The sequence below is a fragment of the Achromobacter sp. ACM04 genome, from assembly GCF_014851465.1.
Classification (GTDB): Bacteria; Pseudomonadota; Gammaproteobacteria; order Burkholderiales; family Burkholderiaceae_B; genus Achromobacter; species Achromobacter aegrifaciens.
This window is the reverse complement of sequence record NZ_JACUZS010000005.1, coordinates 568161-592375: the sequence shown is the minus strand read 5'-3', so window position 1 is coordinate 592375 and position 24215 is coordinate 568161. Positions and strand designations below refer to the sequence as shown.

The window sequence follows — 24215 nt, the reverse complement described above, 5'->3', positions numbered from 1 at the left end:
CCCGGGCGACCTATTAGAAGCAAAACCAGGCAGTTGCGTGGGCGGTAGGCATCGTTAGACACCATTGCCAACAAAGCGCGGCTAAGCTCTCTGTGGAACCTTCTGACAGACAGAATTCGGAAAAGCCCACCATTTCAGCAAGTTTTCCCTGTCTTGTCAAACAGTTAAGACTGCGCCGCACGGACGCTTATGCCCTACCCTGTGGATAACCCCAGCCCAGGCAAGGTAGAATCGAGGTTTGAATAAGAGCGACATGAAAGAATTCTGGCAGACCTGCGTCAGTCGTCTTGAGCAGGAACTCCCCCCCCAACAAATCAGCGCGTGGATACGACCGCTGGTCCCGCTTGCGTACGACGAAACGCAGGCGGTGCTGCGCGTTGCCGCTCCCAACCGGTTCAAACTGGATTGGGTACGGAAGAACTTTTCCCACCAGATCGAAGCGTTGGCCGCGGAGTGGTTCGAGCGTCCGGTGCAGGTGCTGTTCGAGTTGCCGACGCAAGGCGCCACGCCGCGCATGCCGGTCGCGCCCGTACGCGCCGCACCCGCGGCGCCCGCGTATCCGTCCGCTGCTTCCCCTTCAGGCGGCGCGCCGCCACCGATGGCCCCGGTAACGCCTGCACCCGCAGCCCCGGCGACCACGGCGGCCGCGCAAGCCGCGCAAGCGGTGAACGCGGACGCGGCAAGCATCGTGTACGAGCGCTCGCGCCTGAACACCGATCTGACGTTCGAGAACTTCGTGACGGGTAAGGCGAACCAGCTCGCGCGCGCCGCTGCGTTGCAGGTCGCCGAGAACCCTGGCACGTCCTACAACCCGCTGTTCCTGTACGGCGGCGTGGGCCTGGGCAAGACCCACCTGATCCACGCCATCGGCAATGCGATGGTGGCGGCGGGCACCGGTGTGCGCGTGCGCTATGTGCATGCCGACCAATACGTGTCCGACGTGGTGAAGGCCTACCAGCGCAAGGCGTTCGACGACTTCAAGCGTTATTACCATTCGCTCGACCTGCTGCTGATCGACGATATCCAGTTCTTCTCCGGCAAGAACCGCACGCAGGAAGAATTCTTCTACGCGTTCGAAGCGATGGTGGCTCAGCGCAAGCAGATCATCATCACCAGCGATACCTATCCTAAGGAACTGTCGGGCATCGACAGCCGCCTGATCTCGCGCTTCGACTCCGGCCTGACGGTGGCCATCGAGCCGCCGGAACTGGAAATGCGCGTGGCGATCCTGTTGCGCAAGGCGGAGTCCGAAGGCGTGCCCATGCCCGAGGAAGTGGCGTTCTTCATCGCCAAGCATCTGCGCAGCAACGTGCGCGAACTGGAAGGCGCGCTGCGCAAGGTGCTGGCCTATGCGCGCTTCCACGGCCGCGACGTGCTGACGGTGGATGTCTGCAAGGAAGCCCTGAAGGACCTGCTGTCCGTGTCCAACGGCCAGATCACCGTGGAGAACATCCAGAAGACGGTGGCGGATTTCTACAAGATCAAAGTGGCCGACATGTACTCGAAACGCCGGCCCGCCAATATCGCTTTGCCGCGCCAGGTCGCGATGTACCTGGCGAAGGAGCTGACCCAGAAAAGCCTGCCGGAAATCGGCGATCTGTTCGGTGGCCGTGATCACACCACCGTGCTGCATGCCGTACGCAAGATTTCCGACGCCCGCGCCAAGCAAGCGGAGCTCAACCATACCCTGCACGTGTTGGAACAAACTCTAAAAGGATGAACATGCAACTCGTACAAACCACACGCGATGCATTGCTGAAACCGCTGTCGACTGTGGCGGGCATCGTCGAAAGACGCCATACCCTGCCCATCCTGGCGAACATCCTGATGCGCAAGGAAGGCAACAAGGTTGCCTTCATTGCGACCGACCTGGAAGTACAGATCACCACCCATGCCGACTTCGGCGTGGGTCAAGACAACGAATCCACCACGGTCGCGGCGCGCAAGCTGCTGGATATCCTGAAGGCCCTGCCGGACACCGGCGACGTGCGCCTGGCGCTGGCCAGCAACAAGCTGTCGGTGCAGTCGGCCAAGAGCCGCTTCGCCCTGCAGACGCTGGCCGCCAGCGAATTCCCCACCGTGGCTCAGCCCGAGCAGTGGGACGTGTCGCTGACCATGCCGCAGCGCACGCTGCGCCACCTGTTCAACATGGTGCACTTCGCCATGGCGCAACAGGACATCCGCTACTACCTGAACGGCATGCTGCTGGTGTTTGAACCGGGCCGCGTGCGTGCGGTCGCCACCGATGGCCACCGCCTGGCGCACTGCTCGACGGAAGCCGACGGCATCAGCGAACGCCACGAAGTGATCGTGCCGCGCAAGACCGTGCTGGAAATGCAGCGCCTGCTGGAAGACTCCGACGAGCCGGTTTCGATCGACGTGGCGCCGGGCCAGATCCGCTTCCGCTTCGGCGACGTGGAGCTCGTCTCCAAGCTGGTGGAAGGCAAGTTCCCGGACTTCACGCGCGTGATCCCGACGAACTACACGCGCCATTTCCTGGTCGGCCGCGAAGCCCTCCAGGGCAGCCTGCAGCGCGCCGCCATCCTGACCACCGACAAGTTCAAGGGCGTGCGCCTGCAACTGGCGCAGAACCAGATGAAGATCTCGTCCTCCAACGCCGAGCAGGAAGAGGCGCAGGAAGAAATCGACATCGACTACGGCCATGAAGCCCTCGATGTGGGCTTCAACGTCGGCTACCTGCTCGACGTGCTGTCCAACGTCAAGGTGGACAACATCCAGTGGTCGGTCATGCCCGATGCCAACGCGTCGGCGCTCATCACCCTGCCCGAAGACGACCAGTTCAAGTACGTCGTCATGCCCATGCGGATTTGATCCGCACCCATCGTGGGTTTGTGCCGCTTGCGGGCCCGAGGGCCCGTGGGCGGTCCGGCCGCCAGGCCGTTCTTTAAAGCGTTATCGATACAGACATGTCAGATCAGCAGAACACCACTCCCGAGAACAGCGGCTACGGCGCTGACTCGATCAAGATGCTCAAGGGGCTGGAGGCCGTGCGCAAGCGCCCCGGCATGTACATCGGCGACACATCCGACGGCACCGGCTTGCACCACATGGTGTTCGAAGTCGTCGACAACGCCATCGACGAAGCCCTGGCCGGCTACTGCGACGACATCGTCGTCACGATCCACACCGACAACTCGATCTCGGTCACCGACAACGGCCGCGGCATCCCCACCGACATCCACAAGGATGACGAATTCCACCGCAGCGCGGCCGAAATCGTCATGACCGAACTGCACGCTGGCGGCAAGTTCGACCAGAACTCCTACAAGGTGTCCGGCGGCCTGCACGGCGTGGGCGTGTCTTGCGTGAACGCGCTGTCCGAATGGCTGCGGCTGACCATCCGCCGCAACGGCGAAGTGCACCAGATGGAGTTCCGCCAGGGCGAGCGCGTCGCGCCCCTGGCCGTGACCGGCACGACCGACAAGCGCGGCACCGAAGTGCGCTTTTTGGCCGACCCGATCATCTTCAACAACATCGAGTACCACTACGAGATCCTCTCGAAGCGCCTGCGCGAACTGTCGTTCCTGAACAATGGCGTGAAGATCCGCCTGATCGACCAGCGCCAGGGCAAGGAAGAGAACTTCGCCTTCTCCGGCGGCGTGAAGGGCTTCGTCGAATACATCAATCGCAGCAAGACCGTGCTGCACCCGAACGTGTTCTCGGTCACCACCGAGTCCTCGGCGGGCGGCGTGCCGGTCGGCGTCGAAGTGGCGATGCAGTGGAACGACAGCTACAGCGAAAGCGTGCTGTGCTTCACCAACAACATTCCGCAGCGCGACGGCGGCTCGCACCTGACCGGCCTGCGCGCGGCGATGACCCGCATCATCAACAAGTACATCACCGACAACGAACTGGCCAAGAAGGCCAAGGTCGAGACGTCCGGCGACGACATGCGCGAAGGCCTGGCCTGCGTGCTGTCGGTGAAGGTGCCCGAGCCCAAGTTCAGCAGCCAGACCAAGGACAAGCTGGTCTCCAGCGAAGTGCGGCCGGCGGTTGAGGAAGCCGTGGCGCGCACGCTGGAAACCTGGCTGCTGGAACACCCGAACGACGCCAAGGCGCTGTGCGCCAAGATCGTCGAAGCCGCCCGTGCCCGCGAAGCCGCGCGCAAGGCGCGCGAAATGACGCGCCGCAAGAGCGTGCTGGAAGGCGCAGGCCTGCCCGGCAAGCTGGCCGACTGCCAGGAAAAGGACCCCGCGCTGTGCGAGCTGTACATCGTCGAGGGTGACTCCGCAGGCGGCTCGGCCAAGCAAGGCCGCGACCGCAAGTTCCAGGCCATCCTGCCGCTGCGCGGCAAGGTGCTGAACGTCGAGAAGGCGCGTTTCGACCGCCTGATCGCCAGCGAGCAGATCGCCACGCTGATCACCGCGCTGGGCACCAGCATCGGTCCTGACTTCAACGTCGACAAGCTGCGCTACCACCGCCTCATCATCATGACCGACGCGGACGTGGACGGCGCGCACATCCGCACCCTGCTGCTGACGCTGCTGTACCGCCAGATGCCTGAACTGGTGCAGCGCGGCTACGTGTATATCGCCCAGCCGCCGCTGTACAAGGTCAAGGTCGGCCGCGAAGAACGCTATCTGAAAGACGACCAGGAAGAAGCGCAGTTCATGCTGCAACTGGCGCTGAAGGATGCCGAGATCATCTCGGGCGGCAACATCATCCGCGGCGACGAACTCAACGACCTGGCCCGCCAGTACGTCGCGGCCGACGCCGTGATCGCGCGCCTGTCGCGCGTATTCGACGTAGGCGCGCTGTCGGCCATGGCCGAAGGCGTGGAGATCAACCTGGAATCGGCCGAGTCCACCGCCGATTCCGCGCGCCGCCTGGCCGACGCCATGCGCGACCCGGTCAGCGGCAACGGCGTGGAAGTCGTGCCGGAGTTCGACGAATCCACCGAGCGCCATCGTCTGTCGGTGCAGCGCATGCACCACGGCAACGTGCGCGTGAGCATCATCGATGCGGACTTCGTCAACGGTTCGGACTACGCGGTCCTGTCCAAGGCCGCCAAGAGCTTCTCCGGCAAGGTCGGCGCGCGTTCGCTGGCCGCCCGCGGCGAAGGCGACAAGCGCAAGGAACAGACCGTGTCCGATTTCCGCGAGGCCATGCAGTGGCTGCGCAGCGAAGCCGACCGCAGCATCTCCAAGCAGCGCTACAAGGGTCTGGGCGAAATGAACCCGGAACAGCTGTGGGAAACCACCATGGACCCGAAGGTGCGCCGTTTGTTGCGCGTGCAGATCGAGGACGCCATCGCGGCCGACGAGGTCTTCACCACGCTGATGGGCGACGACGTCGAACCGCGCCGCAACTTCATCGAGACGCATGCGTTGTCGGCGGGGAATATCGACGCCTGATCGCGCTGGATCTCGAAAGAGATCCAGGACGCCATAGAAAAGGGGCTGCCTTGCGCAGCCCCTTTTTCATGCGCCAGTCCGGCGCGGCCCGGAAAACGCAATCCTTCTACACCTGCACATCATTGGCCCAAGGCTCGGCCGTCAGGCGCTCCGCCAGATACTCAATGAACGCCTGCACCCGTGCCGGCCGGCGGCGACCCGGCGGGGTGACGATGTGCAGGGCGATGGGATCGACCTGCCAATCGTCCATCACGGTTTCCAGTGCGCCGGATTGCAAATCCTTCCACGCCAGAAACTCGGGCTGCAGGGCCAGACCCATGCCCGCCTGCAGCGCCGGCGTCAGGGCTTCGGCGTTGTTCACGTTCAGGTGCACCGGCAGCGACTGCGAAAACTCGCCGTGCTTTTCATGGCGGAAGCGCCAGCTCGCGCCGTTGCGCGCATACATGTATTGCAGCGCCGTGTGCTGCGCCAGGTCCTTTGGATGCTTGGGGCGTCCCGCGCGCTTGAAGTAGCTGGGCGCGCCCACCAGCAGGATGCGCACCGAGCAGAGCCGCCGCGCCAGCAGCGTCGAGTCCACCAGGTTGGAGATGCGCAGCGCCAGGTCGAAGCGTTCCGAGACCAGGTCGGCCTGCTTGTCGCTGAATTCGATTTCCAGGGCCACGTCGGGATTGGCCTGCATGAATGGCGGCAGCATCGGCGCCAGATGCGTGACCCCAAAGGACATGGGCGCGGACAGCCTGATCTTGCCGCGCAGGCTGCTCGACTTTTCCGTCACCTCGGATTCGACGGCCTCGCCTTCCTCCAATATGCGCGCTGCGCGTTCCAGCGCCGCGTAGCCGGATTCGGTCAAGGTCATGCTGCGGGAGGTGCGATGAAACAGCGTGGTCTTCATGCGCGCTTCCAGACGGCTGATGGTCTTGGAAACCGTGGCCTGCGCCAAGCCGAACTCGGCCGCCGCCTTGGCGAACGACCCTGTATCGGCGACCTTGGCGAAGATCGCCCAACCCTCTAAATCCGGCAGCTTGCTCATCTTGTGTTCTCGGGAAATGCCCGCGCCGATGATAGCCCCTGCCTATGGCATGGACAAGAATGGTGTTGAACGCAGTGCAGCAGAGACTGTCACGCCATGGTCATCATGCAAAAAATGGAAAGGATGGAATTCCATGCTGCGGGTTCTCAGGAAAGCGGCCTCTCCCTACTATGCATACACCGACAGACGAGATGCACGGGACCTTCCAGCGGCACCCCGCCATCGTCGCAACGGGGCAGACCGGGATGGTTTGCCAGCTACACCGAATTCTTTGCTGCCGCCCTATTTGATAGTTTTCCTTAAAGAGAGATCCGCCATGTCCGCCAACAAATACCTCGAAGTCCTGACCCCGCAGAACAGCCAGATCATCTTCATCGACCAGCAGCCGCAGATGGCCTTCGGCGTGCAATCCATCGACCGCCAGACCCTGAAGAACAACGTGGTGGGCCTGGCCAAGGCCGCACGCGCCTTCAATATCCCCACCACCATCACCACCGTCGAAACCGACAGCTTCTCCGGCAATACCTACCCCGAACTGCTGGCCGTGTTCCCGGAGCACAAGATCCTGGAGCGCACCTCCATGAATTCCTGGGACGACCAGAACGTGCGTGACGCGCTGGCCGCCAATGGCCGCAAGAAGGTCATCGTTGCCGGCCTGTGGACCGAAGTCTGCAACACCACCTTCGCGCTGTGCGCCATGCTGGAAGGCGAGTACGAAATCTACATGGTGGCTGATGCTTCGGGCGGCACCTCGGTGGACGCGCACAAGTACGCCATGGACCGCATGGTGCAGGCCGGCGCCGTGCCGATGACCTGGTTGCAGGTGATGCTGGAATGGCAGCGCGACTGGGCCCGCAAGGAAACCTATGACGCCGTCACCGGCATCGTCAAGGAACACTCCGGCGCCTACGGCATGGGCATCGACTACGCCGTCACCCACGTGCACAAGCTGGCAGAGCGCGTGCAGCACGGCGAACGCATCGGCCCCAACCCCGCCAAGTAAACCGCAAGCCGGATCGTCCAGACAGCGTCTGGCCGGTCCGGCGCCTTGTCTTTGAACACGGCGTTTTGAACACGGCGGGCGGCGGGACTTGCGGGTCCGAATGCCGCCTGGCGCGATCCAGGAGAGTCCCATGCCAGACCAGAAGAATCCCGCCGCGCGCGGCACTTTCGCGCCCTTGCGCCAGTCCGTATTCGCCGTGCTGTGGGCCGCGACCGTGCTGGGCAACGTGGGCAGCTTCATGCGGGACGTGGCCAGTTCCTGGCTGGTGACCGATCTGTCGGCCAGCCCGGCCGCGGTGGCGCTGATCCAGACCGCTGCGACCCTGCCCATCTTCCTGCTGGCGATTCCCGCCGGCGTGCTGTCCGACATCCTGGACCGGCGCCGCTTCCTGATCTTCGTGCAGCTGCTGCTGGCCTCTGTCAGCGGCACGCTGCTGCTCCTGTCGCATTTCGGCGCGCTGACGGTCGATTACCTGATTGCCCTGACCTTCGTCGGCGGCATCGGCGCGGCCTTGATGGGGCCGACCTGGCAATCCATCGTCCCGGAACTCGTGCCGCGCGAAGAGCTCAAGGGCGCGGTGGCGCTGAACTCGCTGGGCATCAATATCGCGCGCGCCATCGGTCCGGCGGCGGGCGGCCTGATCCTCGCCAGCTTCGGCGCGGCGGTTACCTACGGGCTGGACGTGCTGAGCTACGTGTTCGTCATTGCCGCACTGCTGTGGTGGAAGCGTCCCGCGGCCGTCGATAGCGCGCTGTCGGAGAACTTCTTCGGCGCGTTCCGCGCCGGCCTGCGCTACACGCGGGCCAGCAAGGAGCTGCACCGCGTGCTGCTGCGCGCCGCCGTCTTCTTCCTGTTCGCCAGCGCGGTGTGGGCCTTGCTGCCGCTGGTGGCGCGGCAGATGCTGGGCGGCTCCTCGGGCTTTTACGGCGTGTTGCTGGGCGCGGTGGGCGCAGGAGCCATCATCGGCGCCCTGTTGCTGCCCAGGCTGGGCGCCCGCCTGAATGCCGACGGGCTGGTGCTGCTGGCGTCCGTGGCCAGCGCGGCGGTCATGGCCGTGCTGGTGTTCGCGCCGCCGCAATGGCTGGCCGTGCTGATGCTGGTAGTGCTGGGCATGGGCTGGATCACCGCGCTCACCACGTTCAATGGCGTGGCCCAGGCCGTGCTGCCCAACTGGGTGCGCGGCCGCGGGCTGGCGGTGTACCTGATGGTCTTCAACGGCGCGATGGCCGCCGGCAGCCTGGGCTGGGGCCTGGTGGCGCGCGAGATCGGCGTGCCCTATGCACTGGCAGTCAGCGCTGCCGGGCTGGTCGCGGTTGCGCTGTTGTTTCACCGCGCCAGCCTGCCGGTCGGCGAGGCGGATCTGCAGGCGTCGAATCACTGGCCGGAGCCGCTGCTTGCTGAACCTGTGGCCCACGATCGCGGTCCGGTGCTGGTGCAGGTGGAGTACCGCATCCGCCAGGAAGACCGCCCTGCCTTTCTGGATGCGATGCAACGCCTGTCGCAAGAGCGACTGCGCGACGGCGCCTATGCCTGGGGCGTGGTCGAGCACACCAATGACCCGCAGCGGGTGGTCGAATGGTTCTTCGTCGAATCCTGGGCCGAACATCTGCGCCAGCATCACCGGGTGTCGCATGCCGATGCCGACCTGCAAGCGGAAGCGCTGCGCTTTCACATGGGGCCGGACAAGCCCGAAGTGCATCACTTCCTGGCCTTGAAGCGCTGACGGGCAGCATCGGGAACACGTCCATGAACCACATGAAGCATGCCGCCATGATCGGCGATAACCCGGCGACGGAGGCGCACCATGATTGAGCGCCGTCCGCTTGCGAGCCTGGGCCACGAACGCCGCGGCTGGCTCGATGCCAAGCACCACTTTTCCTTCGCGGCCTACCAGGACCCCGCACGCATGAACTGGGGCGCGCTGCGCGCTTGGAACGACGAAACCATCGCACCGGGCGCAGGGTTTCCGCCCTTGTTGCACTCGGACGTTGAAATCATCACCTGCGTGCGGGAAGGCGCGCTCACCCATGAAGACGATCTGGGCAATCGCGGCCGCACCAGCGCTGGCGAGGTGCAGGTCGTGAGCGCAGGCAGTGGCGTGACGCATGCCGAATTCAATATGGAAGGCGGTCCTGCGCATGTGTTCCAGATCTGGATCGAACCCGACCGCCGCGGCGCGCCGCCCAGCTGGGGCCGGAAGTCCTTTACCCGCGAAGCCTGCAAGGGCCAGTTCATCACGCTTGCCAGCGGTATCGACGGCGATGAAGACGCGCTGCCCATCCGCAGCGACGCGCGCGTGCTTGCGGTGGCGCTCAAAGCAGGCGAAGCCGCCACCTACCGCTTCGCGCGCGGCCGCCGCCGCGGCTATCTGGTCGCCTCCAAGGGCAGATTGCAAGTCAACGGGGTGGAGATCGGCTCAGGCGACGGCGCTGCCATCCGGGACGAAACCGATGTGCGCCTTATGGCCCTGGACGACGCCGAAGTGCTCCTGGCCGATACGCACGCATGAGCGGCGTGCTCATAACCCCTACACAACGCGAGGACGCACATGAAGATCTATCTGCTTTCCCTGGGCGCCGGACTGCTGGTCGGCGTGGTCTACAGCCTTTTGCAGGTCCGCTCGCCCGCCCCGCCGCTGGTGGCGCTGATCGGCCTGCTGGGCATATTGGTCGGTGAACAGGTCATTCCGGTGGGCAGGCAACTGCTGAACGGTACCGCCTTTGTCGCCGCCTGCGACAAGGAAAAAGCCGTCAGCCACGTGCTCGGGCAATTGCCCGGCCGCCATCAGGCCCAAGACAAGGAACACGGCTGAGCCGGTTCCCGCATCCAGGAGATATTGCATGCCTACCCGCCGCGACCTTATCGGTGTAGCTTCCGCCCTGGCGCTCAACGGTATGTTGGGACGCCCCGCCATCGCCAGTTCCAAAGGAGACCCCAACATGTCCAACGCCACGCCGGACGTCATTTTCCACAATGGCCGCATCACCACGCTGGACCGCAGCAAGCCACAGGCCAGCGCCGTCGCGATCAAGAACGGCCGCTTCGTGGCTGTTGGTTCCGATGCCGAAGTCATGGCGCTGGCCGGCGCCGGCACGCGGGTCGTCGACCTGAAGCGCCGCGCGGCCTTGCCTGGCCTGTTCGACAATCACACCCACGTGGTGCGTGGCGGCCTGAACTACAACATGGAGCTGCGCTGGGACGGCGTGCGCTCGCTGGCCGACGCCATGGCCATGTTGAAGCGCCAGGTCGCGATCACGCCCGCGCCGCAATGGGTGCGCGTGGTGGGCGGCTTCACCGAGCATCAGTTCGCCGAGAAGCGCCTGCCCACGATCGAAGAGATCAACGCCATCGCGCCCGACACTCCGGTGTTCATCCTGCACCTGTATGACCGCGCGCTGCTCAACGGCGCTGCGCTGCGCGCGGTGGGCTATACCAAGACCACGCCCAATCCGCCGGGTGGCGAGATCATGCGCGATGGCCAGGGCAATCCCACGGGGCTGCTGCTGGCCAAACCCAACGCGACCATCCTGTACGCCACGCTGGCCAAGGGTCCCAAGCTGCCCTTCGACTACCAGGTCAACTCCACGCGCCACTTCATGCGCGAGCTGAACCGGCTGGGCGTGACCGGCGTGATCGATGCGGGCGGCGGCTTCCAGAACTATCCGGACGACTACGCCGTGATCCAGAAGCTGGCGGACGAGAACCAGATGACGGTGCGTTTGGCCTATAACCTCTTCACGCAAAAGCCCAAGCAGGAAAAGGAGGACTTTCTTAACTGGACGTCGAGCGTGAAGTACAAGCAGGGCAGCGACTACTTCCGCCACAACGGCGCGGGTGAAATGCTGGTGTTCTCGGCAGCCGACTTCGAGGACTTCCGCGTCGAGCGTCCGGACATGCCGCCCGAGATGGAAGGCGAACTGGAAGAGGTTGTGCGCGTGCTGGTGCAGAACAAGTGGCCATGGCGCTTGCACGCCACCTACGACGAGACCATCTCGCGCGCGCTGGACGTGTTCGAGAAAGTGCATCGCGATACGCCGCTGACCGGGCTGAACTGGTTCTTCGACCACGCCGAGACCATCTCCGACAAATCGATCGACCGCATCGCGGCGCTGGGTGGCGGCATTGCCGTGCAGCACCGCATGGCCTACCAGGGCGAGTACTTCATCGAACGCTACGGCGCAAAGGCCGCCGAAGCCACGCCGCCTGTCGCCAAGATCCTGCAGCGCGGCGTGAAGGTCTCGGCCGGCACCGATGCGACCCGCGTCGCGTCCTACAACCCCTGGGTGTCCTTGTCCTGGATGGTCACCGGCAAGACCGTGGGCGGCACCCGCCTCTATCCTGCGCGCAACTGCCTGGACCGCGAGACCGCGCTGCGCATGTGGACCGAGAACGTGGCCTGGTTCTCCAACGAGGAAGGCAAGCGCGGCCGCATCGAACCCGGCCAGCTGGCCGACTTCATCGTGCCGGACAAGGACTACTTCAGCTGCACCGAGGACGAGATCTCCTTCCTGACCTCGGACCTGACCGTGGTGGGCGGGCGCGTGGTCTACGGCGCGGGAGAGTTCGCGCCGCTGGACGACAACCCGCTGCCGCCCGCCATGCCCGACTGGTCGCCTACCCGGCTGTTCGGCGGCTATGGCGCCTGGGGCGATCCTGACGGCGCCGGCCGTAATTCGCTGGGCTACCGCAACATGGCGGCCTGCGCGTGCGCCAGCTCTTGCGGCCTGCATGGACACGACCATGCCCGCGCATGGGCATCCAATGCGCCCAGCTCCGATCTGCAGGGCTTCTTCGGTGCGCTGGGCTGCTCCTGCTGGGCTGTCTGAGGAGGTTGGCCATGAGCGCTGCTTTCCAATGGGAACGTCGGCTGGCCGGCTTGGCCCGCCCGCTGTTCGGCGCCTCGGCGCTGCGGTTCCTGGCCTATCTGGGGCTATGCGCCGCCTACCTGCAGGGCGGGCTGGTGAAGCTCTTCGATTTTCCGGGGGCGCTGCGCGAAATGGCGCATTTCGGGCTGTCGCCCGAGCCCTTGTTCGCGGTGCTGGTGATTGCGCTGGAACTGGTCGCTTCGCTCATGATCCTGACGGGCCGGTTGCGATGGCTGGGTGCGCTGGCACTGGCCGCCTTCACGCTGGTGGCGACCGGGATCGCGCTGAGATTCTGGGAGATGCCGGTGGGGCAGGAACGCTTCATGGCGGCCAACTCGTTCTTTGAACACCTGGGGTTGGCCGGCGGGTTGTTGCTGGTGGCGTGGCTGGATTTGCGGGAATCGAAGCCCGCCAGCGCCCGGAGCCTGAGCGGCTGCTAGGCGGCGGCCGCCGCATCCGGCGGCGTGCCGCAAACTTGCTTGATCGTCTGCCTTAGCCAGCGGTGGGCGGGGTCGCTGTCCAGCCGCGGCGGCCAGGCCTGCACCACGGTGACCGGGCGCATGGGCACCGGCACCTCGAAGGCGCTCAGCTTCAGGCCCAGGCGTTCGACGCCGGGCATCAGGTTCTGGGGCATGGACGGCAGCACCAGATCGGAATCGGCCAGCGCGAAGATCGCGGCGTGGAAGGTGGGCGTGATCAGCGTGACGTGGCGCGCCAGTCCCAGTTCTTCCAGGGTGTCGTCTATTGGTCCGTGCGCACGTCCCCGGCGCGAGACGCTGACGTGGTCGTAGGCGCAGAAGCGCCGCGGGGTGATGGGCGCCTTGAAGATCGGGTGTTCCTTGCGTGCCAGTCCGCAGAAGGCGGTGGTGAACAGGGTCTGCACCTTGATGTCGGCGCCGAACTTCTGGGAAGAACCGATATAGAGGTCGGCATCGCCGCTGAGCGCGTCGGCGTCGTGATTGCCTTCGGAGACGAAGCGCAGCACGGCGCGGGGCGCGTAGCGGCGCAGGTGTTCGCGCAGCCGGCCGCCGTAGCCGCCCACGAACACATCGTTGGCGCGCAAGGTAAAGACGCGCGTCAGGGTCGCCAGATTGACGTCCTCGCCGAAGGCCGTGAAGACGGCCTGCGCCTGTTCGATCACATGGCGCACCTGCGCGTGCAGGGCCAGCGCCCGAGGCGTGGGCGCGAGGCCGCGGCCGGAGCGTACCAGCACGGGGTCGCCGACGGCTTCGCGGATGCGCGCCAGGCTGCGGCTCATGGCGGGAGTGCTCAGGTTCAGCCGGCGCGCCGCGCCGACGACGCTGCCTTCCTGGATCAGAACGTCCAGGGTCAATAGCAGATTCAGGTCTAGCGGTTTCATGTGACCAAGCATAGCGCGGCGGGCAAACCGGGCGGGCGTTTCAGGGTTGCGTCTGCTGCACTTCTGGATTGCGCCAGACGGCATTCCCCGGCATCCCGTCCGGGACCAACATTCGAGCCGTGGCCGCGCGTGGGCGCAGGCCGTATGAGAAACGAGGAGAGACAAATGGCGCTGGAAGTTCTGGAACTGCATCATCACGCCGTGCGCATGTCGCTGGACAAGGTCGCGGCCATGGGCGCGTTCTACGGAGACGTGCTGGGACTGGACACAGACCGTGGCCGCTGGGAGATTCCGGGCATCGCCGGGTACTTCCTGGACATGGGCAACGACTGCCAGATCCACCTGCTGGGCAGCGACGGCCCCTCGCCCTATTCCCAGGGCCCGGGCTGTGATCCTGTGGAAAACCACGTGGCGCTGGCCGTGCGCGATATCGCGGCGGCCGAGACGGAACTGCAGCGCCTTGCGGTGGACTATTGGAAGCTGGACAACGTGGCCGCGCCCGAGCTCATGCAGCTGTTCCTGCGCGACCCGGTGGGCAACCTGATCGAGCTGCATCAGATCGGCCGCTGCCGTTGCAAGCGCAGCGACCGCGCCTTTGCCGACGCGAAGGCCGCGCAAGGCGCTGCGCCGTCGCAGGGCCGGGACTGAGGGGCTGGGGATAAGCCATGTTCATCGATCTGAATGACCTGGCGGGCCCGGCGCGCTACAAGCTGCTGACCGCGGCGATCGTGCCGCGGCCCATCGCCTGGATCGTGTCGCGCGACGCCGCAGGGACGACGAACGTGGCGCCGTTCTCGTTTTTTAACCTGATGTCGGGCGATCCGCCGCTGATCTGCGTCGGCATCGGCGTGCGCGGCGACACGCCCAAGGACACCGCGCGCAACATCGCCGAACGCGGCGAGTTCACCGTGAGTCTGGTATCCGCCCCGCAGGCTGGCCGGATGAACGTGACGGCGGTGGATTTTCCGGCGGACGTGGACGAGTCCCGGGAGGCTGGCCTGGAGCTGTCGCCGTCGCGGCGCATCGAAGTGCCCTGGGTGGCGCAGTCGCCCGTGGCGTTCGAGTGCCGCGTGCATGAACTGATGCGCATCGACCGCCGCAGCCTGATCGTGGCGCAAGTCGCGGCCATGCACGTGCGCGATGACGTGGTGGCGGACCGGGAGCATCTGTATCTGGATGGCCCCGCGATGGACCTGCTGGCGCGGCTGCACAACCCCGGCTGGTATTGCCGGCCGCAGGCGGCTTTCCAGATGCCGCAGTTGACGCTGGCGCAGTGGGAGGCGCTGAAGCAGTCGGGCGAGGCCCAACGCTATCTGGAGCAAGGGGCCGCAGAGCGCTGATGGCACCAGCGCGCGGCGTCACCGCCCCGGCCGCGCCTTCAGATCCCCCATCTCTTCCTGCATGAGCTGGTGCGCATAACGTGAAAACACGCTGACCAGCCGTGTGCGCGTATGGTAAGGCGGGTACAGCAGCGCCACCGTCACCGGCACGGCGGGACTGAAGGGGCGGATTTCGACGTTGTGGGCGGCGTATTCCTCGCGCGCGGCCAGCGGGTTGATGAGCGCCACGCCCAATCCTGCGCCGACCAGGGCGCAGATCGACGAACCCAGGCCGGCCTCGGCGACGGTCTGGCGTTCGACCTTGGCTGTCCTGAACACGGCGTCGATTTTCTCGCGCAGCGGCGTGCCGCTGGTGAAGGCCACGAAAGGCTCGCCGGCGAAGTCCGCGGGCTTGAGCTTTTTCAGCTTGGTCAGGCGATGGCCCTTGGGTACCACCGCGACGCAGCTCATGGTCAATACCGGTTCGACCTGGATGCCGGGAGAATCTCCCGACAGCATGGCCAGGCCCGTGTCGCAGAACCCCGAACTGATCCAGTTGTGCACCGTGCTGGCGTTGCCGGAATGGATGGACACCATCACGTCCGGGTATTCCGTCTTGAAGGCCGCGACGATGCGCGCCAGCAGCCCGCCTGCCAGCCGCGGCATGGCGGCCACGCTCAGGCGGCTGGCGCTGAACGAGCGGATGCTGGCCGCCGCCGATTCCAGGCCGGCCAGGCCGATGAAGGTCTTTTCCACTTCCTGGAAGAAGCGCGACCCGTCCTGCGTCGGGGTCAGGCGGCTGCCATTGCGGTCGAACAAGGCGAACTGGGTAATGGCTTCCAATTGCGCAATTAAGCGGCTAACGTGCGGCTGCGAGGTGTGCACGCGCCGTGCGGCGGCGGTCATGGAGCCGGTCATCATCACGGCGCGGAACGCCTCGATGTGTCTCAAGCCCATCCGTGGAATGGCCATGTCAAATCCGTATAGAGGAATACTCGATTGGAACTGGATAAAACCATACCGCTAGTTGATACTTTTCGCCAGCCGCGGGGCTCATCGCGGGACGAGGCGGCTGTCAGCCTGGCTGGCGCCGTCGATCGTGAACATAAACATGCGCCGCTCGAACGGCGCCAAGGGAATCAGATGAAAGCACTTGCTGCGATCTCCGTCGCCGCGGCCTTCCTGGGCAGCGCCGCAACCGCCCACGCCGAAGGCCCCAGCCGCCTGGACAAGATCAAGGAAACCGGCGTGATCACGCTGGGCCATCCGGAGACCTCGGTCCCATTCGCCTATCTGGACGGCAACCAAAAGCCGATCGGTTACACAGTGGAGATCTGCCAGGAAGTCGCCCAGTACGTGAAGGCCGCCCTGAAGCTGCCCAAGCTGGAAGTGCGCTACAACCCGACGACTTCCGCCACGCGCATTCCGTTGCTGGCCAACGGCACCATCGACCTGGAATGCGGCAACACCACCAATAACCTCGAACGCCATAAGCTGGTGTCGTTCGCGCCTACGACCTTCGTGGCGCAGGTGGTGCTGGTGGCGCGCAAGGACGGCGGCGTGGATCCCAACAACCTGGAATCCTTCCGCGGCAAATCCATTGCTGCGCAGGCCGGCGGCCAGACCTTCCGGCTGATCTCGCAGCTGAACGCCAAGGGCAACCTGGGTATCACCATGGCGCCGACCAAGGACACCGCCGAAACCATCCTGATGGTGGAATCCGGCCGCGCCGCGGGCTCGGCCAACGACGACGGCATCGCTTATGGCGCGGTGGCGTCGTCGAAGAATCCCGACGCCTTCGTGATCGGCACCAAGGGCCTGGAAATGGCGCCCTACGGCATCATGGAACCCAAGGATGACCCGGCCTTCAAGAAGGTGGTGGACGATGCCGTGCGCGACCTGATCAAGACGGGCAAGGTGGCCGCGATCTACGACAAGTATTTCAATGCGCCGATCCCGCCCAAGCAGATCAACCTGAAGTACCCGATGAGCGATGCGCTCAAGCGCGCGCTGGCCAATCCGACCGATTCCGGCGATCCCAAGGCGTACGAGTAAGCAGGCTGTGCGCGGGACGCCTGGCGTCCCGCAGCTTGCTAGCAAGGACGCCGGCCGCCAGGCGCGGCGGGCATCGCCATCAAGGGACGGGGCATGAATTACAACTGGAGCTGGAGCGTCTTCCTGGATATGTCGCCGGACGGCGTGCATACCTTTCTGGAGACGATCTTCATCGGCGTGGGCTGGACCTTGGCGCTGGCCCTGACGGCGTGGGTGTTCTCGCTATTGCTGGGATCAGTGCTGGGCGTGATGCGCACCGCCAGCTCCCGCCTGATGAATGCGCTGGGCGCGACCTATGTGGAGGTGTTCCGCAACATCCCGCTGCTGGTGCAGATGTTCCTGTGGTACTTCGTGTTGCCCGAATTGCTGCCGCATGCCTGGGGCCTGGCCATGAAGCAGATGCCGCAACCCTGGGGCCAGTTCGTTCCCGCGGTGCTGTGCCTGGGGTTCTATGGATCGGCGCGCGTGGCCGAGCAACTGCGCGCGGGCATACAGTCGCTGCCGCGCGGCCAGTTCCAGGCGGGCACGGCGCTGGGCCTGACCGAGGCGCAGGTGTACCGCTACATCATCCTGCCGGAAGCCTTCCGCATCGTGCTGCCACCCCTGACCTCCGAGTTCATGGGCACCATCAAGTATTCGTCGGTGGCGCTGACGATAGGGCTCTTGGAGCTGACCGGCCAGGCGCGCTCGATGGCGGAATTCAGCTTCCACATCTTCGAGGCGTTTTCCGCCGCCACGGTGATCTACCTGATCATCAACGGCGTGGTGGTGCTGGGCATGCGCCTGCTCGAACGCCATGTTGCGGTGCCCGGACTGATCGGTTCGGCGAAAAGGCCCTAGGACGACACCATGGGCAAATTCGATTTCGACGTGATCTGGGCGGCGCTGCCCTATCTGTTCAAGACGGGCATGACCTTCACGCTGACGCTGACCGCGCTGGCGGGCGTGATGGGCCTGGCGCTGGGCACGCTGCTGGCCATGATGCGGCTGTCGCGCTTCAAGATCCTGTCGGTGCCGGCGGGCATCTACGTGAACGTGATGCGCTCGATCCCGCTTCTGCTGGTGATCTTCTGGTTCTACTTCCTGATGCCCTACATCGCCGCCTGGGTGGTGGGGTCGCCCACGCCGTTGCGCGTGGGGGCGTTCAATTCGGCGGTGATCACCTTCACCTTGTTCGAGGCCGCGTACTTCTGCGAAATCATGCGCGCGGGCATCCAGTCCATCGCGCGCGGCCAGGTGTCGGCCAGCATGGCGCTGGGGCTGAACCACTGGCAGGGCATGCGCTACGTGGTTTTGCCGCAGGCGTTCCGCAACATGCTGCCCGCGCTTTTGACCCGCATCATCATCCTGTTCCAGGACACCTCGCTGGTGTATGTGCTGTCTCTCACCGACTTCCTCGGCGCGGCGGCCAAGATCGGTCAGCGCGACGGCCGTCTGGTGGAGCTCTATCTATTCGTGGCGGTGGTGTATTTCGTGATCTGCTTCACGGCGTCCCGCCTGGTCAAGTTGCTGGAAAAGCGCACGCGGGTGCTGCGCTAGCGCAGCGCTTCCAGTTATCCACAGGTTTCAACAATGCAACTCTCTTCCAAGCCCCCGATGATTGCGATCAAGCAGGTCAGCAAGTGGTATGGCGACTTCCAGGTGCTGGACGATTGCTCGACCACCGTGGGCCGCGGCGAAGTCGTGGTGGTGTGCGGGCCGTCGGGTTCGGGTAAGTCCACGCTGATCAAGACCGTGAACGCGCTGGAGCCCTTCCAGAAGGGCGAGATCCAGGTCAACGGCATTTCGGTGGGCGATCCGCGTACCAACCTGCCCAAGCTGCGCGCGGTGGCCGGCATGGTGTTCCAGCATTTCGAGCTGTTCCCGCACCTGTCGGTGACGGAGAACCTGTGCCTGGGCCAGCTCAAGGTGCTCAAGCGCGGCAAGGACGAAGCCCGCCAGCGCGCGCTGGCCCTGCTGGAGCGCGTGGGCCTGTCGGCGCACAAGGACAAGCACCCCGGCGAGCTGTCGGGCGGCCAGCAGCAGCGCGTGGCGATCGCGCGCGCGCTGTCGATGGACCCGGTGGTGATGCTGTTCGACGAGCCGACTTCGGCGCTGGATCCGGAGATGGTCAACGAAGTGCTGGACGTGATGACCGACCTGGCCGCCGAAGGCATGACGATGATGGTGGTGACCCACGAAATGGGATTCGCCCGCCGCGTCGCCGACCGTGTGATCTTCATGGACGGCGGCAAGATCGTGGAAGACTGCGACAAGGAGCAGTTCTTCGGCGATGTAGAGGAGCGTGCGCCGCGCACGCGCCAGTTTCTTTCCAAAATCCTGCAGCACTGACCGCCATGACCCAGACCTCCTCCGCCGCCGCCCGCGCACCCGTCGACCTGCGCAGCGACACGGTCACCCATCCCACCGCGGCCATGTATGAACGCATGCGCACCGCACCCATCGGCGACGACGGCCTGGATGGCGACCCTACCGTGCGCGAGCTCGAGGCGTATGTGGCCGCGCAGTTGGGCAAAGAAGGCGGGCTGTTCGTGCCCAGCTGCACCATGGCCAACCTGCTGGCGGTGCTGGCGCAGACGCAGCGTAATGAGCAGGTGGTGCTGGAGTCGGCCGCCCACATGTACACGTCCGAACGCGGCGCGGCCACGTTCACCGGCTCGTTCTACCTGGGTCTGCCCGGTTCTGATGGCGCCATGGACCTGAACCGCCTGGAGGACGCTTTGCTGGCTGGCGGCCACCGGTTGAAGACGGCGCTGGTGACGATGGAGACCTCGCACAACAATGCGGCCGGCGCGGTGCTGCCGCTTGATCACATGCAGGCGGTCCATGGCCTGGCGCGTGCCGCAGGCGTGCCGGTGCACCTGGATGGCGCGCGGCTTTACAACGCGGCCGTGGCCCTGGGCGTGGCGGCGGGCGAGATCGCCTGCCATGCCGATACCGTGTCCCTGTGCCTGTCCAAGGGCCTGAGCGCGCCGGTGGGCGCTGTGTTGGCCGGCAGCCAGTCGGTCATGGCCCGCGCGCGCGTGCTGCGCCGCATGCTGGGCGGCACGCAGCGCCAGTCGGGCATCATGGCCGCGGCTGGCCTGGAAGGCGTTCAGACCATGACCGGGCGGCTGGCGGAGGACCACGTCCGCGCCCGCCGCCTGAGCGCGGGCGTGAACCGCCTGGGACCGGCTCTTTCGGCCACCGAACCGCAGACCAACATCGTGCAGGTGGAAACCGCCGACACGGGCAGGAGCAACACGGAGTGGGTGGCTGCCCTGCAGGCGGCGGGCTTGCTGGTGCGTCCCTGGGGCCGCACGCGGCTGCGCTGCGTGACTCACCGCCACATCGGCGACGCCGACATCGACGCGGCTGTGCAGGCCTTCGAAACGGTGCTGAACGCAGGCTGATCTGCTCCGTTCAGCAGCGGTGTCGCGATGCGATAATGCCGCATGACCACGACCCATCTTTCCCGAAAAGACTATTTCTGCGCACTGGCGGTCGTGGTCATCTGGGGCACCAACTTCGTCGCCATGAAAGTCGGCATGCGGGGCCTCTCCCCCATGCTGCTGGGCGCCCTGAGATTCGCGCTGGCGGCCTTTCCCCTGATTCTCTTTGTGCGTGCGCCCAGGCTGCCGTGGCGCTGGGTCGCGGCGTATGGATTGGTCCAGGGCCTGGGCCAGTTCGGACTGCTGTTCACCGCCTTGAAGTTCGGCATGCCGGCCGGCATGGCTTCGCTGGTGATCCAGACGCAGGCCTTCTTCACGCTGCTGCTGGCCGCGCCCATCCTGCATGAGCGCGCGCAGCGCCACCACTGGATCGGGCTGGGCGTGGCGGCGCTGGGGCTGGCGGTCATCGCCGGCGGCCGCGGCGAAGGGCCGGGCCAGATGACCATGGTGGGCTTCGTGCTGACGCTGGGCGGCGCGTTCATGTGGGCCGTGTCGAACATCATCGTGCGCCTGGCCAGCCGCAAGTCGCCCGGCTACGACCCGTTTGCCTTCATCGCCTGGAGCAGCGCCGCGCCGGTGCTGCCTTTCCTGCTGCTGGCGGTGCTGATCGACGGCTGGCAGCCGGTGGTCGGCATGATCGTGAACATAGGCTGGGGAGAGATCCTGTCGGTGTTGTACCTGGCGGTGCTGGCCACTTTGGTGGCCTACACGTTGTGGACGCAGTTGCTCACGCGCCACGCCGCCGCCAAGATCGCACCGTTCTCGTTGCTGGTGCCCGTGGTGGGGCTATGGGCCGCTTCCGTGGCCTTCGGCGAACGCCTGGAGACGCTGCAATGGGTAGGCGTGGCCTGCGTGCTGGCCGGCCTGCTCTTCAACCAGCTGGGCGGGCGCTGGCTGCGCACGCGCTGAGCCTTCCGGCAGGCGCTTTTTTCCCTTTCGCGTCCGTATCGGCCGACCAGACTAGCCCATAACGGCGAGCAGAGGCGACGGCCTCACAGCTGCTCGAAACGGATGTAACGCTTATCGGTGTACTCCCGGCGGGTGGTGATTTCCTGCACGCTGGCGCCCGGGGGGCCGCGCCGCAGCCATTCCAGCATGTGGTCGACCTGGTCGGCGGTGCCTTGCACCATGGCTTCGACCGTGCCGTTCGGCAGGTTCTGCACCCAGCCCTTGGCGCCCAGCATGTGGGCGCGCCGGACCGTGGCGTGGCGGTAGCCCACGCCCTGCACGGTGCCGGTGATCGTGACGTGCACGGTCTCGATATGGGTATCGGCTTTAGGGTCTTGCATCGATTCTCTCTTGGATGAGGCGCCGCGCTCGGCGATGTACGTAGACGTTAGTGACTACGGCGGATGATCTATAGGCCGGGGGGACGCCTGGCGATACGTTAGAGCTCATGTCAAAACGTGCCAGCGGGAACACCCGTTACCAGAGCTTGGAGAAGCCATTATGGAAGAGACCAGTTTGTTGTCGGAAGCTGAGACAGCGCGCTACAGGGAACAGGGTTACCTGGCCCTGAAGGACATGTGCCCGCAGGACGAGGTGGGTTACATCCGCAGGACGCTGCTCGACCTGTTCGCGAACAAGACCGGCTACAACGAGGGTGCGCAGTATGACTTTGTGAGCCGTGACGACCCGTCCAAACCCGCCAAGTTTCCCAGCCTGCACGATCCACGCCATTATGCCCCGGGCCTCTTGAAGACCGAGTACCACGAGCGCACCCTGGAGCTGGCGCGCCAGCTGCTGGGCCCCGAGGCCGCCCTGTATGGCGAGCACGCCCTGCTCAAGCCTGGGCCGCACGGACCGGAAACGCCGTGGCACCAGGACGAGGCTTTCCGCTCGCCGGACTTCATCTACAACGAACTCAGCATCTGGCTGGCGCTGCAGCCGGCCACCACGGAAAACGGCTGCATGCAGTTCATTCCGGGTTCCAACAAATGGGATGTGCTGGAGCACCGTTCGCCGGGCGGCGACAAGACCCTGCATCCGCTGGAATGCTGCGGCGATTTTCCGCGCGACCAGGCGGTGCCGGAGCCCCTGGACCCGGGCGGCATCACGGTGCACGACGCCCGCACGCTGCACTTCACCGGGCCGAATACCTCGCAGGCGCCGCGGCTGGCTTACATCCTGATCTACAACACGCCGCCGGTCTACAAGCCGGGCCGCCGCGAATTCCCGTGGCTGGAGGGCCGCTGGACCGACAGCCAGACCCGCAAGAAGCAGTGGCACAAGCGCGGCGGGCTGGCCGTGGACGTGATGCGCCGTCTGCCCGGCGCGCGGCTGACCAGCCCACGCTGGGTGGCCTGGGCCACGATCCGGGCCGTGTCCAAAGTCTGGCCGCGATAACGGGGGCGCAGGGGCCGCAAGAGTCCCTGCGATAAGGGGGGCGAACGAGGCCGGCAAGCAACGCTTGCCGGCCTCGGCGCGTATACTGGGCGGCGTTGCGAGGCCTGGGAGGCCCGCGCAATCGCTGGAGCTGCCCGCAGCTGGCGGCCCGGCGTCCAAGAATAACTAGCCGCAGCTGGCGCCCCAACACTCCATAGACCACTCCATGACCGCTAACCTTTCTACGATCACCTGCATCGAAGATCTGCGCGCCATTGCGCAGAAGCGCGTGCCGCGCATGTTCTACGACTACGCGGATTCCGGCGCCTGGACCGAAGGCACCTACCGTGCCAACGAAAGCGATTTCCAGAAGATCAAGCTGCGCCAGCGCGTGGCGGTGAACATGGAAGGCCGGTCGCTGCGCACCACCATGGTGGGCCACGACGTGACCATGCCGCTTGCGATCTCGCCCACGGGCCTGACCGGCATGCAGCATGCGGACGGCGAAATCCTGGCGGCCAAGGCGGCGGCGGACTTCGGCGTGCCCTTCACGCTGTCCACCATGAGCATCTGTTCGCTGGAAGACGTGGCCGCGGCCACCAAGAAACCCTTCTGGTTCCAGCTCTACGTGATGCGCGACCGCGAGTTCGTCGCCAACCTGATCGACCGCGCCAAGGCCGCCGGCTGCTCGGCGCTGGTGCTGACGCTGGACCTGCAGATCCTGGGCCAGCGCCACAAGGACATCAAGAACGGCCTGTCCACTCCGCCCAAGCCCACCCTGCGCAATCTCATCAACCTGGCCACCAAGCCGCGCTGGTGCATGGGCATGCTGGGCACCAAGCGCCGCACCTTCGGCAACATCGTCGGCCACGCCAAGGGCGTGAGCGACCTGTCCTCCCTGTCGGCATGGACCGCCGAACAATTCGACCCGCGCCTGAGCTGGGACGACGTCGAATGGATCAAGCAGCGTTGGGGCGGCAAGCTCATCATCAAGGGCATCCTGGATGTCGAGGACGCGCAGCTGGCCGCCAATAGCGGCGCCGACGCGCTCATCGTCAGCAACCACGGCGGGCGCCAGCTTGACGGCGCCATGTCGTCCATCGCCGCCCTGCCTTCGATCGCCGACGCCGTGGGTTCGAAGATCGAAGTGTGGATGGACGGCGGCGTGCGTTCCGGCCAGGACATCCTGAAGGCCGTGGCGCTGGGCGCGCGCGGCGCCATGATCGGCCGCGCCTTCCTTTACGGCCTGGGGGCCTATGGCCAGGCCGGCGTGACCCGCGTGCTGGAGATCCTGTACAAGGAAATGGATACGACGATGGCGCTGTGCGGCCGTCGCTCGATCGAGCCCGGCGACCGCAGCATCCTGCTGCCCGGAACCTACCCGAACTGAACGGTTCGGCGGCCCATGAGAAAAAGCCTGGATACGGTAGCGTGCCAGGCTTTTTTCGTTGG

The 24215-nt window shown here is 65.4% G+C and carries 23 protein-coding genes; 19 read left to right on the top strand and 4 right to left on the bottom strand.

What is annotated here, in order from left to right:
• The first annotated feature begins 253 nt into the window (after positions 1 to 253).
• The 3 genes from dnaA to gyrB all read left to right on the top strand — a co-directional run bounded on the left by dnaA (position 254) and on the right by gyrB (position 5375).
• A complete protein-coding gene (dnaA, locus tag IB259_RS28120; protein WP_054455790.1) occupies positions 254 to 1720 on the top strand; it encodes a chromosomal replication initiator protein DnaA in 1467 nt (488 codons plus the stop codon).
• 2 nt (positions 1721 to 1722) lie between these two features.
• On the top strand, positions 1723 to 2832 hold the full coding sequence (gene dnaN / locus IB259_RS28115; RefSeq protein WP_054455945.1) for a DNA polymerase III subunit beta: 1110 nt from the start codon (positions 1723 to 1725) through the stop codon (positions 2830 to 2832).
• Positions 2833 to 2927: 95 nt separating this feature from the next.
• Positions 2928 to 5375 carry a DNA topoisomerase (ATP-hydrolyzing) subunit B gene (gene gyrB / locus IB259_RS28110; RefSeq protein ID WP_054455788.1) on the top strand — a complete coding sequence of 816 codons (2448 nt, stop codon included), beginning with the start codon at positions 2928 to 2930 and terminating at the stop codon, positions 5373 to 5375.
• Positions 5376 to 5481: 106 nt separating this feature from the next.
• Here gyrB and IB259_RS28105 read toward each other — a convergent pair whose 3' ends face one another.
• The gene (locus tag IB259_RS28105; RefSeq protein ID WP_119449782.1) at positions 5482 to 6405 is read right to left on the bottom strand and encodes a LysR family transcriptional regulator; all 924 of its coding nucleotides are present in this window, start codon (positions 6403 to 6405) and stop codon (positions 5482 to 5484) included.
• A gap of 316 nt (positions 6406 to 6721) precedes the next feature.
• Between IB259_RS28105 and IB259_RS28100 the strand changes: the two genes are divergently transcribed.
• The 6 genes from IB259_RS28100 to IB259_RS28075 all read left to right on the top strand — a co-directional run bounded on the left by IB259_RS28100 (position 6722) and on the right by IB259_RS28075 (position 12713).
• Entirely contained in the window at positions 6722 to 7408 is a 687-nt protein-coding gene (locus IB259_RS28100) for a hydrolase (protein WP_088143563.1), read from the top strand.
• 130 nt (positions 7409 to 7538) lie between these two features.
• Positions 7539 to 9131 carry an MFS transporter gene (locus IB259_RS28095; protein ID WP_054455782.1) on the top strand — a complete coding sequence of 531 codons (1593 nt, stop codon included), beginning with the start codon at positions 7539 to 7541 and terminating at the stop codon, positions 9129 to 9131.
• Between the two features lie 81 nt (positions 9132 to 9212).
• Positions 9213 to 9917 (top strand): pirin family protein, encoded by a 705-nt coding sequence (locus IB259_RS28090; protein WP_119449783.1) that lies wholly within the window; start codon positions 9213 to 9215, stop codon positions 9915 to 9917.
• 39 nt (positions 9918 to 9956) lie between these two features.
• The gene (locus tag IB259_RS28085; RefSeq protein ID WP_054455778.1) at positions 9957 to 10220 is read left to right on the top strand and encodes a XapX domain-containing protein; all 264 of its coding nucleotides are present in this window, start codon (positions 9957 to 9959) and stop codon (positions 10218 to 10220) included.
• 127 nt (positions 10221 to 10347) lie between these two features.
• Positions 10348 to 12234: an amidohydrolase gene (locus tag IB259_RS28080; RefSeq protein ID WP_054455776.1), complete on the top strand. Its 1887-nt coding sequence runs from the start codon at positions 10348 to 10350 to the stop codon at positions 12232 to 12234.
• 11 nt (positions 12235 to 12245) lie between these two features.
• On the top strand, positions 12246 to 12713 hold the full coding sequence (locus IB259_RS28075; protein WP_192330707.1) for a DoxX family protein: 468 nt from the start codon (positions 12246 to 12248) through the stop codon (positions 12711 to 12713).
• On the opposite strand, the gene IB259_RS28070 is transcribed toward IB259_RS28075, so the two are convergent.
• A complete protein-coding gene (locus IB259_RS28070) occupies positions 12710 to 13633 on the bottom strand; it encodes a LysR family transcriptional regulator (RefSeq protein WP_175181611.1) in 924 nt (307 codons plus the stop codon). The genes IB259_RS28075 and IB259_RS28070 overlap by 4 nt on opposite strands.
• 165 nt (positions 13634 to 13798) lie before the next feature.
• Here IB259_RS28070 and IB259_RS28065 point away from each other — a divergent pair, with 165 nt between their 5' ends.
• Complete coding sequence (locus IB259_RS28065) at positions 13799 to 14281, top strand: VOC family protein (protein WP_054455770.1); 483 nt, start codon at positions 13799 to 13801, stop codon at positions 14279 to 14281.
• 17 nt (positions 14282 to 14298) lie between these two features.
• On the top strand, positions 14299 to 14973 hold the full coding sequence (locus tag IB259_RS28060) for a flavin reductase family protein (protein WP_192330706.1): 675 nt from the start codon (positions 14299 to 14301) through the stop codon (positions 14971 to 14973).
• A gap of 18 nt (positions 14974 to 14991) precedes the next feature.
• Here the strand turns inward: IB259_RS28060 and IB259_RS28055 are convergent, their stop codons facing one another.
• Positions 14992 to 15924, bottom strand: coding sequence for a LysR substrate-binding domain-containing protein (locus IB259_RS28055; protein ID WP_082401101.1), 933 nt, complete (start codon positions 15922 to 15924; stop codon positions 14992 to 14994).
• Positions 15925 to 16095: 171 nt separating this feature from the next.
• On the opposite strand from IB259_RS28055, the gene IB259_RS28050 reads away from it, so the two are divergent.
• The 6 genes from IB259_RS28050 to IB259_RS28025 all read left to right on the top strand — a co-directional run bounded on the left by IB259_RS28050 (position 16096) and on the right by IB259_RS28025 (position 21347).
• Positions 16096 to 17007, top strand: a complete 912-nt coding sequence (locus tag IB259_RS28050) for an amino acid ABC transporter substrate-binding protein (protein ID WP_054455764.1) — start codon at positions 16096 to 16098, stop codon at positions 17005 to 17007.
• A 93-nt stretch (positions 17008 to 17100) separates the two neighbouring features.
• On the top strand, positions 17101 to 17847 hold the full coding sequence (locus IB259_RS28045) for an amino acid ABC transporter permease (protein ID WP_054455762.1): 747 nt from the start codon (positions 17101 to 17103) through the stop codon (positions 17845 to 17847).
• Between the two features lie 9 nt (positions 17848 to 17856).
• Entirely contained in the window at positions 17857 to 18546 is a 690-nt protein-coding gene (locus IB259_RS28040; RefSeq protein WP_054455759.1) for an amino acid ABC transporter permease, read from the top strand.
• A 57-nt stretch (positions 18547 to 18603) separates the two neighbouring features.
• Entirely contained in the window at positions 18604 to 19338 is a 735-nt protein-coding gene (locus IB259_RS28035) for an amino acid ABC transporter ATP-binding protein (RefSeq protein ID WP_041652034.1), read from the top strand.
• Positions 19339 to 19343: 5 nt separating this feature from the next.
• Positions 19344 to 20399: a low specificity L-threonine aldolase gene (locus IB259_RS28030; protein WP_054455757.1), complete on the top strand. Its 1056-nt coding sequence runs from the start codon at positions 19344 to 19346 to the stop codon at positions 20397 to 20399.
• A 42-nt stretch (positions 20400 to 20441) separates the two neighbouring features.
• On the top strand, positions 20442 to 21347 hold the full coding sequence (locus tag IB259_RS28025; protein WP_192330704.1) for an EamA family transporter: 906 nt from the start codon (positions 20442 to 20444) through the stop codon (positions 21345 to 21347).
• An 83-nt stretch (positions 21348 to 21430) separates the two neighbouring features.
• Here IB259_RS28025 and IB259_RS28020 read toward each other — a convergent pair whose 3' ends face one another.
• Positions 21431 to 21727: an acylphosphatase gene (locus IB259_RS28020; protein WP_054455753.1), complete on the bottom strand. Its 297-nt coding sequence runs from the start codon at positions 21725 to 21727 to the stop codon at positions 21431 to 21433.
• 160 nt (positions 21728 to 21887) lie between these two features.
• On the opposite strand from IB259_RS28020, the gene IB259_RS28015 reads away from it, so the two are divergent.
• Together IB259_RS28015 and IB259_RS28010 are read left to right on the top strand one after the other, a co-directional pair.
• On the top strand, positions 21888 to 22784 hold the full coding sequence (locus IB259_RS28015) for a phytanoyl-CoA dioxygenase family protein (RefSeq protein ID WP_054455751.1): 897 nt from the start codon (positions 21888 to 21890) through the stop codon (positions 22782 to 22784).
• A 205-nt stretch (positions 22785 to 22989) separates the two neighbouring features.
• Complete coding sequence (locus IB259_RS28010) at positions 22990 to 24153, top strand: alpha-hydroxy acid oxidase (protein ID WP_054455749.1); 1164 nt, start codon at positions 22990 to 22992, stop codon at positions 24151 to 24153.
• The last annotated feature ends 62 nt before the right edge of the window (positions 24154 to 24215 follow it).